The sequence below is a fragment of the Nocardia nova genome, from assembly GCF_002933465.1.
GTDB classification, from domain to species: domain Bacteria; phylum Actinomycetota; class Actinomycetes; order Mycobacteriales; family Mycobacteriaceae; genus Nocardia; species Nocardia nova_B.
Window position 1 is genome coordinate 107,260 of the sequence record NZ_PSZE01000001.1, and the last position, 13,639, is coordinate 120,898.

At 67.5% G+C, this 13,639-nt stretch carries 13 protein-coding genes; 7 read left to right on the plus strand and 6 right to left on the minus strand.

What is annotated here, in order from left to right:
* Nucleotides 1-86 precede the first annotated feature (86 nt).
* Entirely contained in the window at nt 87-563 is a 477-nt protein-coding gene (locus C5E41_RS00425) for a hotdog fold domain-containing protein (protein WP_104373868.1), read from the plus strand.
* A 14-nt stretch (nt 564-577) separates the two neighbouring features.
* Here the strand turns inward: C5E41_RS00425 and C5E41_RS00430 are convergent, their stop codons facing one another.
* Both C5E41_RS00430 and C5E41_RS00435 read right to left on the minus strand, forming a co-directional pair.
* Nucleotides 578-1,510, minus strand: coding sequence for an esterase/lipase family protein (locus tag C5E41_RS00430; protein WP_258080637.1), 933 nt, complete (start codon nt 1,508-1,510; stop codon nt 578-580).
* 153 nt (nt 1,511-1,663) lie between these two features.
* Nucleotides 1,664-2,629 carry an alpha/beta hydrolase gene (locus C5E41_RS00435; RefSeq protein ID WP_258080670.1) on the minus strand — a complete coding sequence of 322 codons (966 nt, stop codon included), beginning with the start codon at nt 2,627-2,629 and terminating at the stop codon, nt 1,664-1,666.
* 269 nt (nt 2,630-2,898) lie between these two features.
* On the opposite strand from C5E41_RS00435, the gene C5E41_RS00440 reads away from it, so the two are divergent.
* Nucleotides 2,899-4,134, plus strand: a complete 1,236-nt coding sequence (locus C5E41_RS00440) for a lycopene cyclase family protein (RefSeq protein ID WP_104373871.1) — start codon at nt 2,899-2,901, stop codon at nt 4,132-4,134.
* A 227-nt stretch (nt 4,135-4,361) separates the two neighbouring features.
* Nucleotides 4,362-5,621, plus strand: coding sequence for a TetR/AcrR family transcriptional regulator (locus C5E41_RS00445; protein ID WP_104373872.1), 1,260 nt, complete (start codon nt 4,362-4,364; stop codon nt 5,619-5,621).
* 23 nt (nt 5,622-5,644) lie between these two features.
* On the opposite strand, the gene C5E41_RS00450 is transcribed toward C5E41_RS00445, so the two are convergent.
* Nucleotides 5,645-7,108, minus strand: a complete 1,464-nt coding sequence (locus C5E41_RS00450; RefSeq protein ID WP_104374150.1) for an aldehyde dehydrogenase family protein — start codon at nt 7,106-7,108, stop codon at nt 5,645-5,647.
* A 641-nt stretch (nt 7,109-7,749) separates the two neighbouring features.
* On the opposite strand from C5E41_RS00450, the gene C5E41_RS00455 reads away from it, so the two are divergent.
* From C5E41_RS00455 to C5E41_RS00465, 3 genes are read left to right on the plus strand one after another with little or no spacing between them, the layout of a single operon-like run.
* On the plus strand, nt 7,750-8,712 hold the full coding sequence (locus C5E41_RS00455) for an ATP-binding cassette domain-containing protein (RefSeq protein ID WP_104374151.1): 963 nt from the start codon (nt 7,750-7,752) through the stop codon (nt 8,710-8,712).
* A 38-nt stretch (nt 8,713-8,750) separates the two neighbouring features.
* Nucleotides 8,751-9,518, plus strand: a complete 768-nt coding sequence (locus tag C5E41_RS00460) for an ABC transporter permease (protein ID WP_104374152.1) — start codon at nt 8,751-8,753, stop codon at nt 9,516-9,518.
* Nucleotides 9,519-9,577: 59 nt separating this feature from the next.
* Entirely contained in the window at nt 9,578-10,381 is an 804-nt protein-coding gene (locus C5E41_RS00465) for an ABC transporter permease (protein ID WP_258080671.1), read from the plus strand.
* 29 nt (nt 10,382-10,410) lie between these two features.
* Here C5E41_RS00465 and C5E41_RS00470 read toward each other — a convergent pair whose 3' ends face one another.
* A complete protein-coding gene (locus tag C5E41_RS00470; protein ID WP_104373873.1) occupies nt 10,411-10,785 on the minus strand; it encodes a MerR family transcriptional regulator in 375 nt (124 codons plus the stop codon).
* A 151-nt stretch (nt 10,786-10,936) separates the two neighbouring features.
* Here C5E41_RS00470 and C5E41_RS00475 point away from each other — a divergent pair, with 151 nt between their 5' ends.
* Complete coding sequence (locus C5E41_RS00475) at nt 10,937-11,074, plus strand: hypothetical protein (protein ID WP_258080638.1); 138 nt, start codon at nt 10,937-10,939, stop codon at nt 11,072-11,074.
* Nucleotides 11,075-11,080: 6 nt separating this feature from the next.
* Here C5E41_RS00475 and C5E41_RS00480 read toward each other — a convergent pair whose 3' ends face one another.
* Together C5E41_RS00480 and C5E41_RS00485 are read right to left on the minus strand one after the other, a co-directional pair.
* A complete protein-coding gene (locus C5E41_RS00480; protein WP_104373874.1) occupies nt 11,081-12,328 on the minus strand; it encodes an Nramp family divalent metal transporter in 1,248 nt (415 codons plus the stop codon).
* Nucleotides 12,329-12,441: 113 nt separating this feature from the next.
* On the minus strand, nt 12,442-13,437 hold the full coding sequence (locus tag C5E41_RS00485) for an alpha/beta hydrolase (RefSeq protein ID WP_181063052.1): 996 nt from the start codon (nt 13,435-13,437) through the stop codon (nt 12,442-12,444).
* Nucleotides 13,438-13,639: the final 202 nt, after the last annotated feature.

Below are 13,639 nucleotides of genomic sequence, written 5' to 3' on the forward strand. Positions count from 1 at the left end.
GCCCCGGCGGACGCGCCGCGGCCCTGGTCGGACGATACCGGGCCGTGCGGCGGCGCGTCTAACTTACTCCAGAGTAAGATATCGCCATGACCACAGAGACCGCTACCTATCGCGGCTGGAAGAAGCTCCCCGACAACCGCCTCGGACACGCCCTGTTCTCGGTCGGCATGATCGCCCGCGTCCCCTACTTCGGCACCGTCGTGCCCAACGTCGTGCGGCTGGAACCGGGATTGTGCGAGGTCACCGCCCCCAAGTGGTTCGGGATCCATAATCACCTGGGCACCTTCCACGCGATCGCGGCCTGCAATCTGGCCGAGGTCGCGATGGGCATGCTGAGCGAGGCGACGGTTCCGACCACCCACCGCTGGATCCCCAAGGCGATGAACGTGCGGTACCTGGCCAAGGCCGAATCCGGTCTGCGCGCGGTCGCGAAGCTCGATCGGATTCCGGACTTCGCGACCCTCACCGAAGGGACGGAAGTGGTCGTCCCGGTGTCGATCTACGACAAACACGGCGTCGAGGTCGTGCACGCCGACATCACTACCTGGGTGACGCCGAAGTAGCCGATCGGGCCGGCTCAGCAGGACGGGGGTGGCGGCGCGCCGGCGACCGCGGCCGCGATCTCGGCGATCGCGCGCGGATTCGACAGCAGTTCGTTGTGGCTGACCGCCAGCGCCGGGCACCCGTCCTGGATCCAGATATTTCGGTTGTCCCCCTCCGGATCTGCCAGCAACGCGGTCTCCGCCGGGGTGGTCACCTCGTCGGTGCGGCTCGCGATCGCGGTGTAGCGGATACCCGGCGGGGCCTCGCCGTTCACGTTCAGCTTGTCCAGCGTCGGCGTGCCGGGGACCTGTTCCGCGCCGGCCGGCCCGAAGACCTGCGCGGCAATCTCCTGCCCGTTCATGCCGAGCGCGCCGTAGAACGGGAACATCGTGGGCAGGCCCGCGAACGTCGACCCGCGATACGGCGTGCCGACGGTGACCACGCTCGCGACCGCCTCCGGATGCCGCCGCACCAGCTCGCGGATCTCGGTGCCGCCGGTGGAATGGCCGACCATGATGACCTTCGGTGCCCCGGTCATACCGCGCACCATGGCGACGAAAGCGCTCAATTCCACGGCCGACGAGGAGATATCCGCGACGCCGTAGACGATATTGCCCTGGAGCGCCGAAGCCACCGGACCCAATCCCGGCCACCCGGGATTCGATACGCCGTTCAGTCCGAGTGTGGGTAGCGGCACCCGGCCCACGTTGGCGGCGAAGACGCAATATCCCTCGCGCCGCAATTCGGGGGCCAGGGCGCCGAAACTGCGCTGCGCATCGGTGGCCGCACCGTGTGCCAGGACGACCGGAAAGGGCTTGTCCGTTGTCGGCCGGCAGCCGAAATCGTTGGCGCCGGGCAGTTGCGGCACTTCCATCGGAAATGCATTCGCCTTCGGAGCTTGTCCGGCGACCACGGCGATAAGGGCACAGAGAAGCACAGCAACCGCCGAGGACCGCACCGTACTCATGGCAACCCATGGTAGATGAACAAATGAGTAACTCTTTGTTCCCGTAGCTGAGGGCTTCATTACAATGACTTGGCGATTAGGTGGCAATTTCGCATACCTGAGCAGCTCATATACGCGTTGCGTATCGCCGCGCGCGGCTGCGGGCGACATCGGTCACAGCCCCAGACCTGCGGCGAGAACCGGCCAGGACTGTTTGAGATCGTCCTGCCAGTAACCCCAGGAGTGGGTGCCCGTCGGCCGGAAGTTGTAGGTGGCGGGAATCCCCAGCGAATTCAACCGGGACTGCATATTGTGCGCGCAGTAATCGGTTCCGGCCTCGATGATGCCGCCGAGGACGATCTGATTGGAGAAGCCCCAGGCTCCGGGCAGCGAATACTTTCCGCCGTAGTTGTCGTAGGGTCCGGGCAGGCCGGTGCCGTTGGCGATATAGATCGCCTTACCCCGTAAACCCTCCGCCTGGACATAGGGATCGTTTCGCACCCAGTTCGGGTCTCCCGGTGGCCCCCACATGTTCTCGACATTCGACAGCCCCCATTCCTCGACGGTGAGCCGCACGAATTCCCGACCGACCGGATCGCTTGTTTGCGCGCACCCGCTGTAGGAGCCGACCGCCGAATACAGGCCGGGCGTGGTGGCCGCCAGCGCCAGTGTCGTGGTGGCCGACATCGAATATCCCGCGATGCCATTGCGACCGTTGGCATTCAGGAATTTGTCCAGCAGCGGCGGCAATTCCTCGGTGAGGAAGGTGCGCCATTTGTTGCGGCCAAGGCGCGGATCGTCGCGCTCCCAATCGGCGTAGTAGCTGAACATCCCCCCGATCGGCGTGACGACGTTGACGTCCTTGTCCGCCAGGAAATCCCAGGCATCGGTTCGCGTCGCCCAGGTCGCACCGTCGATGCCGCCGCCCGCGCCCAGCAGCAGGTACAGCACCGGCCGCGGCGTGGACTGATCGGCGGCTCGCTGGACCTGAACCTCGATGTCCTTCCGCATGGAGGCCGAATGGACCGTGACGGTCTGATGCCGCGGATCGTCGCTACGCACCCCGACGATCGCGGATTCCGTTCCCGCCGAACCGGACGGCGACACCGGATCGGCCGAACCGGTTGGCGGGCAGATCATCAGCACACTCGCCGCGAGCACCGCCGCCGCAACCGATCCGATTCGCGGCATGGATCTGTGCCGCGGAATCCGCCCCGTCTCTCGAAACCTTCGCATATCGTTCTCCCTGGCCACCGGCAATTCGCGAGCACCCCCCGACGGCGCCCGTGGTCTCAGGTTATGAACTGCCCCAACGCATTTCACGACGCGAATTGCTACGCCACGAGTTTTCGGGGCGTAACATCCACGGCCCCCGTGGCGATGTGGGGCCGGGCTGGGAGAATGCAGCCATGAGTGCGCAGCATGCCCGCCGAGCCGATCTGTGCGTGGTCGGGCTCGGGCCGACCGGCCGTGCCGTCGCACACCGCGCTATGCGGGCGGGGCTCGACGTGGTGGCGGTGGATCCGCGGCCCGAGCGGCTGTGGCCGCCGACCTTCTCCTGCTGGGTCGACGAACTTCCCGCATGGCTGCCACACAGCGCGATCGCCCAGCGCATCGAGGCGCCCACCGTCTGGACGCAGACGCCGCATCGAATCGAAAGGCCGTACTGCGTACTCTCCAAACCCGGGCTACGCGATGCGCTACCTCTAGACGATGCCACCGTGCTGGCCGGTCGCGCTACCTCTGTCGACGCTCATCGCGTCGACTTGCAGGACGGCAGCACGATCACGGCCACCACAGTGGTGGATACCCGCGGGCTCGCCTCGCCGGGGGCGCGGCGCACCGCCAGCGCGCACGGCATCTTCGTCGATGCCGAACGGGCGGCGCCGATGGTCGGCGACGGCGAAGGACTGCTGCTGGATTGGCGCGACGAGAACGGCGCGGGTCCGGACGAGCCGCCCTCGTTCCTGTACGCCGTCCCACTCGGCGACGGCACGGTGATCTTCGAGGAGACCAGTCTCGGCCTGCGCGGCGGTATGCCGCAGCACGAACTGCGCCGGCGCACCCTGCGTCGGCTCGCCGCACACGGCATCCGGCTGCACGGTGACGAGTCGTCCGAGGCCGCGCACTACCCGCTGGATCAGCCACCCCCGCCGATGCGTAGTTCGGTGCGCGGAAACAACCCGGTTCCGTTCGGCTCCCGCGGCGGAATGATGCATCCGTGCACCGGCTACAGCGTCGCCAACTCGTTCGCCCTGGTCGACACACTGGTGGATGCGGTGCGCAGGGGCTGCGATCCGGTCGCCGCGTTGTGGCCGTGGCAGGCGCGGCTGGTGTATTGGATGCGGATGCGCGGCCTCTACGGCTTGGGACGGTTGACGACCGCGCAATCGATCTCGATGTTCGAGGCCTTCTTCACCGCCTCCCCCCGCCAGCAGCGGGCGCTGCTGGCGGCGCACGACGACTACGCGGCGCTGGGCGCGGTGCTGTTCATGACGGTCTCGCGGACCTGGCCGTTCCGCTGGCGATTCGATCTGGTCGGCTGGGCGAACCGCAACCGCTGGGTGGGCTACAACTATCCGGCGGCGACGTCGGCCCCGGTGCTCGACGCGGCGCTTCCGGAAGACGGGAGCGCGGGCGGCTAGCCGGCGGGCAGAACCCCGGCCAGCAGCCCGCGCCGGTACGCCGCTGCGACCGGCGACCGCTCCCCGAGCAGCGCCAGTTCCTCCGCACTCCCAGGTGGGCCGCCGCGGGTGGCGACGAGACGAGAATGATGGTTAACTTTGCGAATTGTGGTTAACTTATGCTGACTTGTCCGGCGCTGTCAACAAGTCGGCGCCGTCGACGAGCCGAAACGCAGAAGGAGAGGTATATGGTCGCGGATCGCAGCGAGGCCGGGCTCGCATCCGCGCGACCGGGTACCACCACGACGCCCCGGCGTCGGCCGAAGGATCGCAAGGCACAGATCGTGCGGGTCGCCGCCCGCGCCTTCAGTGAACGTGGCTACCACCCGGTCGGCGTCGACGAGATCGCCGCCGAGGTGGGCATCTCGGGACCGGCGCTGTACCGCCACTTCGCCAACAAGTACGCGCTGCTGGTGGCCGCCGCCGAGGCCGGCGCCCAGCAACTGCTCGATGCTGCCAAGGCCGCCGACACACCCGGGCTCGATCCGAAAGCGCGCCTCACCACGCTGATCCGCGCGCTGGCCGAACACACCATCGATGTCCGCCGCGAGGGCGGTCTGTACCGCTGGGAGCGTCGCTACCTCGAGCGGGCGGACCGCGCCCGCATCCGGGTGATCTACGACGAACTGCAAGATCTGATCGAATCCGCGGTCGCCGCGCTGCGACCGGAGGCGCCGGCCGCCGACGTCGAACTGCTGGCGACCGGCATGCTGGGCGTGATCGGCAGTATCACCGCGCATCGCACCGCCCTGTCCAACGCGCGGCTCACCGATCTGATCCTCGATATGTGCTGGTCGCTCCTGCACACCGACCTGCCGCCGCTGCCGGATCCGGCGGCCACCGGGGCGCCGGTGCGCGGGTTGCCGCTGAGTTCCAAACGCGAACAGCTGCTCACCGAGGCGATCCGCATCTTCGGCCGCCAGGGCTATCACGAGGCCAGTATCGAGGAGATCGGCGCTGCCGTCGGGATCAACGCGTCCAGCGTCTACCGCTATTTCTCGAGTAAATCCGATCTGCTGGCCGCCGCGTTCCACCGCACCGGGGAACGCGTCGCGATCGCGAATTCCGAGGCGCTGGCGGAGGCGACCAGCCGCTCCGATGCCGCGCTGCGCATCGCGGCACGGTTCGCGCGGCTGACCTTCTCGACGCCGGAGATCCTGCCGGTCTACTTCGCCGAATTCTCGAATCTGCCCGCCGCCGAACAGCAGAAGCTGCGTTCGGTGCAGCGGCAGAACGTGCTCGAGTGGGCGCATCTGCTCGACGACGACCCGGCCGAGGCGCGCTGCCGGGTCCATGCCGCCATTGCCCAGGTGGTCGATGTCGGGCGGCGTGTGCGCTTCGAGAATCGGCCGGAACATGTCGCCCGAGTGTGCGCGTTGATGGAAGCGGTTCTGCTGGGCTGGAATTCACCGGCGGAGGCGGCGCAGGGCGAACCGGTGGAAGCGTAGCGGTCCTGGCCTAGCTGCCACGGCTAGAAGCCACTGTGGCGGGTCCGGAAGATCGCCCGCGTCAACCGCAGATGCCGCGGGTGCCGGTCGAAGCTCGACAGGTCCACCGGCGCCCGATAGCGCTTCTCCGCGATCGCCAGCGTCCGGCTGAATTCGCGCAACCCGGCCTCGCCGTGCGTATGCCCCTGCCCGTACTCGCCGACACCGCCGAAGGGCAGGGCCGGATTGGCGGCGTAGGCCATGGTCGAATTCACCGTCACCACACCGGTTCTGATGCGCTCGGCGAAGTCGGCGACACCCCGCACGTCGCGAGTGAACACCGAGACCGCCAGTCCCTGATCGGCGGCGTTGATGCGGTCGATCGCCTCGTCGATATTCGCCACCCGATTCACGATCAGCACCGGCCCGACCGCCTCCGCGGTGATCGCCTGGCTGTCCTCGGGCACGTCGGTCAGCACGATCGGCTCGATATACGGTTCGCGAATCGATTCCAGACCGCCCACCACGGCCCGGCCGCCGCGCGCGATCGCGTCCTTGACCTGGCGGCGGACCACATCGACCTGAGCATCCATGATCATCGGCCCGTAGGATGCCTTGCGATCGCCACCGGGACGCAGCGAACGCGCCTGGGCGACGACTCTTTCCAGAAACGGTTCGTAGACCGATTCCGCGACGTAGGCCCGCTGGATACCGGCCGGGCTCTGCCCCGCGTTGGACATGGCACCGAACACCGCCGCCTCGGCCGCGGTGTCGAGTTTGGCGTCGACGTGCACGATCATCGTGCCTTTGCCGGCCTTCTCGACCACGACGGGAGTCAGGGTGGGTGCGCACAGTTCGATCACCTCGCGCGCACCGGCCTCCGAGCCGGCGTAGGCGATCTTGTCGACCCGCGCGCGGCACAACTCGGCACTCGTGGCGCTGGTTCCGGTGATCGCCTGCAAAACAGGTTTGTTCGGCGCCAGTGCCGCCCAGCTGTCGGCCAGCCACACGCCGACACCCGGGGTGAGCTCACTGGGTTTGAACACCACCGCGTTGCCGGCGGCCATCGCATAGGCGATCGAGCCCATCGGGGTGAACACCGGATTGTTCGGTGAGCCGAGCACCCCGACCACGCCCAGCGGCAGATAGCCCACCGACGCGCGCTGATTGCGGGTGAGCCAGGTCGAGGCGAGTTTGCTTCGCCCCAAGAGCTTCTCCGCATTGCGCGCGGCCCAGTTCAGATGTTCCACGGCGAGCATGATCTCGATCGCGGCGTCGACGCCCGGCTTACCCGACTCGGTGCAGATCAGTTCGGCCAGTTCGCCGGCATTGCGGGCGATACTGCGCTTCCATTCCAGCAACCAGCGCTTGCGTCCAGCGAATCCGATTGCCGCCCACCAGGTCTCGGCCGACCGGGCGGCGCGCACGACGTCGGTGACCGCAGCCGCGTCCAGGATCGGATATTCCCCGACGAGCTCCCCGGTGCGTGGATCGTGGGACTTCAGCATCTCGGCCATTGGCCACCCTCTCGCCGGCGGAGACCTCGGCAGTCGTTCGACGTGTGCACCAGCAGCGGGCGGGCGACGATGCCGCGGGAGGGTGCGGACGAATCGGATACCGCTCCCCTGGTCGTCAGACTATGGTGCCCTCCGGGCGGGCGACAACAACCGGAACATCCTACGAACCATCCGGTCCGCGTCCGGACCAGCGACAATGGTGATCGGAGCCGATTGGGCGCCGGAAGTGTGAGCAACGCCACAGATCGCGGGCGCTGCAACATTTCGACTACACCACGTTTCAGATCGCGGTAGAACCTACCGCGATGGAAAAATTCGGGGACGCGAGCGGCGCCCCGAATCCGCGGCACCGACGGCCGCGCAGCCGGACGAAGTAACATCGCGCCCGATGGAAGGTATCCATCAACCGGGACAAAGATCAGCGTTCCGGACAATCCGGTCGCGGCCCGGCCGATAGTGGAGAGTTGATGCCGAGTTTGGACAACGCAGAATCGCACACACCGCGTGAGGATTCGGGCGCCACCGACGCGGCAGCGTCCCGGACAGGCACCGACGCGGCAGCGTCCCGGACAGGCACCGACGCGGCAGCGTCCCGGACAGGCACCGACGCCGCCGGCGGTGCCGGTAGTGCTGTGCGCGCTTCGGGTGGTGATCCGGCCGTCGTGGTCGACGATGTGCGCAAATCCTTCGGCGAGGTGCGGGCGCTGCAGGGCATCAGCTTCACCGCCGCCCGCGCCTCGGTGCTGGGCATCCTCGGACCCAACGGCGCCGGCAAGACCACCATGGTGAAGGTCCTGTCCACTCTGCTGCGGCCCGATTCGGGCAGCGCCTGGGTGGCCGGGCACGACGTGGTCGCCGATGCGGCCGGGGTGCGGCGCTCGATCATGATGACCGGGCAGTACGCGGCGCTGGACGAGAATCTCTCCGGCCGCGAGAACCTGGAACTGTTCGGCCGGCTGATGGGTCTGCCCAAGAAGGACGCTCGCCACCGCGCCGACACTCTGCTCGAGGAGTTCGATCTCGTCGGCGCCGGTAAGCGCGCGGTCCGGCACTACTCCGGCGGTATGCGCCGCCGCGTCGACATCGCCTGCGGGCTGGTGGTGCGCCCGGAGGTGGTCTTCCTCGACGAGCCGACCACCGGCCTGGACCCGCGCAGCCGCCAGGGTGTGTGGGATCTGGTCAACGCGCTCAAGGAGCAGGGCATCACGGTGCTGCTGACCACGCAGTATCTGGAAGAGGCCGACATTCTCAGCGACAACATCATCGTCATCGACAAGGGCACGGTGATCGCCGAGGGCACCGCCGACGAACTCAAGGAGAAGACCGGCGGCAGCTACTGCGAGGTGGTCCCGCTGGATCCGACGCAGCTGCGCAAGGCGGTGACCGCCCTCGGGGAGCTGGTACCCGAGGCGCTGCAGCACGAATTCGCCGGCGACCGGATTTCCATTCCGGCCCCCGACGGGGCGAGCACCCTGGCCGAGGCGGTACGCCGCATCGACGCGGCGGGCCTGGAACTGGCCGATATCGCGCTGCGGCGGCCCTCGCTCGACGACGTGTTCCTGTCCATCACCGGTCATTCCGGCGGACATCGGTGAGCGCACCGGTGGCCGCCGAGGCTCGCCTCTTCGCGCAGATGCCCGAGGCGCGGATCTCCAGCTTGGCCCAGTGGCGGGCGCTGACCGGGCGGATCGTGCGCACGATGGCGACCAAGGGTGAGCTGGTCGTCGCGGTGATCACGCCGCTGGTGTTCACCCTCGGGTTCTATCTGCCGCTGCGGTATGTGATGCAGTTCCGCGGCATCGACTACGCGCAGTTCGTAATGCCGATCATCGTGCTGCAGACCATGTCGTTCACCATGATGTCGAATGCGCAGATCGCGGCGTTCGAATCGATGACCGGTCTGCACACCCGCATGCAGACCATGCCGATCGGCCCGATGGTTCCGCTGGTCTCGCGCATCTGCGCGGGTCTGGTGCGTTCGGTGACCTCGCTGATCGCGGCCTTGATCTTCGGATACATGATCGGTTTCCGGTTCACCGCCGGAGTCGGCCAGGCCCTACTGTTCTGCGCGTTCTCGCTGGCCGTCGGCACTGTGCTGGCCATCGGCGCGGACGCGCTGGGCAGTTTCACCAAGAGCCCGGAGGCGCTGAGTCAGGCACTGACGCTGCCGACGCTGATTCTCGGCATGCTGTCGTGTGGCTTCGTGCCGGAGTCCGGATTCCCGGCGTGGATTCGGCCGTTCGCGCGCAATCAGCCGGTCTCCCAGTTCTCCTTCGCCCTGCGGGATATGGCCGCGGGCGGAGTGAGCTGGCATGTGCTGTGGGTGCCGGTGGTGTGGTTGATCAGTCTGGCGGCGGCGTTCGTACCGCTGGCGGTGTGGGCGAGCGTGAGGCGATCGTGAGCAGTCTGACCATCGATGCCACCGAGGCGTCGCCGGAAACTCTCGGCTGGAAGACGCCGCTGCCCAGGGTCGCGGCCCGCTCCGAGCGGTCGGTCGCGACCTGGGCGCGGCACAGCCTGATCCAGTGCAAGCGGTTGCTGATGGTGTGGGCGCGCGACCCCGCGACCACCATTCAGACACTGATCTACCCGGCCCTGACTTTGCTGATGTTCCGGATCGTGCTCGGCGATTCGATCACCGCGGCCACCGGCATGCCCAGCGTCTACGGGACGGTCCCCCTGATCACCCTGGTGGCGGCGATGTCCGGAGCGGTGGTCAGTGCGCTGGGCTTCAAGACCGAGAAGTACACCGGCCTGCTCGGCCGTTTCTGGACGATGCCGATCCACCGGGCCGCCGGACTCACCGGGCGACTGCTGGCCGAGGCGCTGCGCGTCCTGGTGACCACGCTGTTCGTGGTCGCGGTCGGCGTCTGCATCGGCTTCCGCTTCTGGAACGGCCCGCTGGCCTCGCTGGCCATGATCGGCATTCCGGTGCTGTTCGGCGTGGGCTTCGCGGTGATGGTGACCGCCCTGGCCACCGTCTCCGAGGGCGTGATGCTGGTCAATATCGTCAGCATCATCAACACCCTGCTGATGTTCTTCAACTCCGGCTTCGTCCCGGTCTTCGCCTACCCCACCTGGTTGCAGAAGGTCGTGGAAAACCAGCCCATGAGCACCGCCATCGACGCCATGCGCGGACTCTGCTGGGACGGCCCCGTCGCCGAACCCCTGTGGAAGACCCTCGCCTGGGTGCTCGGCATGATCGTGGTCTTCGGCTACCCGGCCGTGCGAGGCTACCGCCGCGCCGCGGAGACGGGGGCGTAAGCCGCGACGGGGAACTCCGGTGGTTGTCGCTACGACGCCGTGCGGGCGCAGCCGCGTAGTTCGCCGATGTAGGTGGTCATGGCGTCGCGGTTGCGGGTGAGCAGGTCGATACGCTGGGTCAGGCGGTCGCGCTGATGTTCGAGGGTGGCGATGATCTCCGGTGTGGCGTCGGCGAAATGGATGTCGCGCGGATCGTCCAGGCAGGGCAGGATCTGCTTGATGATCCGGGTGGGCAGGCCCGCGTCCAGTAATCCGCGGATGTGCAGGATCTGATCGACCAGGCGCTCGTCGTAGTCGCGATAGCCGTTGGCACAGCGGCGCACCCGGATCAGCCCCTGCTCCTCGTAGTAGCGCAGCAGCCGCCGGGAGGTATCGGTCCGCTCCGCCAACTCGCCGATTCGCATATGCTCTACCTCACAACGACTTTCGGTTGACCTTCGCACCTGTGTCAAGCTTCGACGATACCGGCATGAGCACAGACATCACACTGTAGGGCTACTCACCGATCACCGATCCGATCCAACGGAATTCGCGCCGGCGCGCTGCTGAATTCCGATGTGGGCGAACGGTATCCGCAGATCGGTCCGGCACCGCTATCTGGACGAGGCGCTCGAGTACGTGGTGGACCATCCGGGCGTGTGGGTGACCACCAGCGATGAGATCGCGGCGCACTATCGACGGACGACGGCGTGACGGCCGCTATCGACCGGCCACGGTCAGATAGATCAGCAGCAGGTTCAGCGCACTGATCACGGCGGCGATCAGCCACGCGGCCACGGTGGTCGCCCGATGATTGGCGTCCGCGCCCATCAGGCTGCGATCACCGGTGAACCGCACCAGCGGGATCAGCGCGAACGGGATGCCGAAGGACAACACCACCTGCGAGACGATCAGCGCGCGGGTCGGGTCCACGCCTGCGGCGAGGATGAGCAGGGCGGGGATCAGCGTGACCACGCGGCGCAGCAGCAGCGGCACCTTGCGGCGCAGCAGCCCGTCCATGATCATCGCGCCGGCGTAGGCGCCCACCGAGGTGGAGGCCAGGCCGGAGGCCAGCAGGGCCACGGCCAGCAGCAGCGCGGCCCAGGGACCGAGGACCTCCCGGACCGCGGCGTGGGCGGATTCGATCGAGTCGACATCGCGGCCACCGAGCGTGGCGGCGGCCATCAGCAGCATCGCGAGGTTGACCGCACCGGCGATGATCATGGCCAGGCCGACGTCCATCCGGGTCGCGCGCAACAAGCGACTGCGGCGCGGGCCCGGCTCGGTGCGGCCGTGCCGGTCGCGGGTGAGGCCGGAGTGCAGATAGATGGCGTGCGGCATGACCGTGGCGCCGATCATCGCGGCGGCGAGCAGGACGCTCTGCGCCCCGTCGAAACCCGGCACGAGCCCGCCGGCCACCCCGGAGGGCGAGGGCGGCGAGATCACCACACCGGCCAGGAACCCGATCGCGATCACCGCCAGCAGGCCGATGATCACGCGCTCGAAGGGCTGCTGCCCACGGCGGTTCTGCACGGCCAGCAGGGCCATCGACACCACACCGGTGATCACGCCGCCGAGCAGCAGCGGCAGGCCGAACAGCAGGTTCAAGGCGATCGCGCCACCGACGACTTCGGCGAGATCGGTTGCCATCGCGGTCAATTCGGCCTGACCCCAATAGGCCAGCCGGACCGGGCGCCCGGCTCGTTCGCGCACGATCTGTGGTAGCGAGCGACCGGTCACCACGCCCAGTTTCGCCGACAGATACTGCACCAGCGCGGCCATCACATTCGCCATGACGACCACCCACACCAGCAGATAGCCGTACTCCGCGCCGGCGCTGATATTGGAGGCCACATTCCCGGGATCGACATAGGCGATCGCCGCCACGAAAGCCGGGCCCAGCAGCACTACGAGCGAACGCAGCCGGTTCCGGCGCGTCGGCGCGGACTCGGCGGTGATCGCACTCATGAAAAATACTTTACGGCCAACCGAACTTTTTAGTGCGCCAGCCCCTGGAAAATGGCGAATCCGCCCCGATCGCGACGGCGACAGAGGCGGACTCGGTGGTTCGTTCGGGGCGGTCAGATGCCCAGACCGCGGGCCAGCACCGGCCACGAGTCGAGGAAGTCGTCGTGCCAGTAACCCCACGAGTGGGTGCCCGAGCTGCGGAAGTTATAGGTCGCCGGAATGTTGAGCGAATCCAGTTTGCCCTGCAGGTTGTGGCTGCAGTAGTTGGTCGCGGCCTCGATCACGCCACCGATGACGAGCTGGTTACCCAGGCCGTAGGCGCCGGGGAGGGCGTAGGGCCCGTTGAGGGTGTCCCACTGGCCGGGCAGGCCGTTACCCGAGGAGATGTACAGGTTCGCGCCGCGCAGCTGATCGGCGTGCAGCAGCGGATCATTGTCCTGCCAGGCCGGGTTGTCGTCCTCGCCGTACATGTTGCGCACGTCGCCGCCGCCCCACGTGTTGACGGTGAGCTTCACCGCTTCGCGGCCGACCTCGGTGCTGCTCTCCGCGCAGCCGGAGTAGGCGGCCACCGACTTGTACAGACCCGGCTTGGCGATCGCCAGGTTCAGCACCGAGGTGCCCGAAGTCGACAGGCCCGCAATGGCATTGACGCCGTTGGTGCCCAGCGCGCCGTCGATCAGCGGAGGCAGCTCCTCGGTGAAGAACGTCTTCCACTTGTTGCGGCCCAGGTTCGGGTCGTCCTTCAGCCAGTCGGTGTAGTAGCTCCACTTACCACCGATGGGCTGCACGACGTTGACGTTCTTGTCGGACAGGAAGCCGTTGACGATATCGGTCTTCTTCTGCCACGACGCGTCGTCCTCGCCGCCGCCCGCGCCGTTGAGCAGATACAGGGTCGGGCGCGGCACCGACGCGTCGGCGGGGCGCTGCACATCGACCGGGAAGGTGCGGTTCATCGCCGTCGAGTGAACGTAGAGCCGGATGCTGCGGTCGTCCTTGTAGGTGGCCTTCTCGATACGCGATCCGTCGGGCGACTGCGGGTCGGCCAACAGAGACTTCGAGGCGATGACCGGATCGTCCGCCGAGGCGGACGTCGCGCCGACTCCGGCCACGACGCCTGTGAGGACTCCGGTGGCCGCGAGCACGGCAGCAGCTCTCAGGCCGCTACGCCGGAAGTGTCGACGAATCAATGTTCACACCTTCACTATCTGCTCGAATTCGGTTTCAGCTTTCCGCGGGGCGCCCGGCGAGGCGCCACCCGAACGGTCGAGACCTCGCCCGACCCTACGGCCTGTCTAGTCGTCTGACCAGACC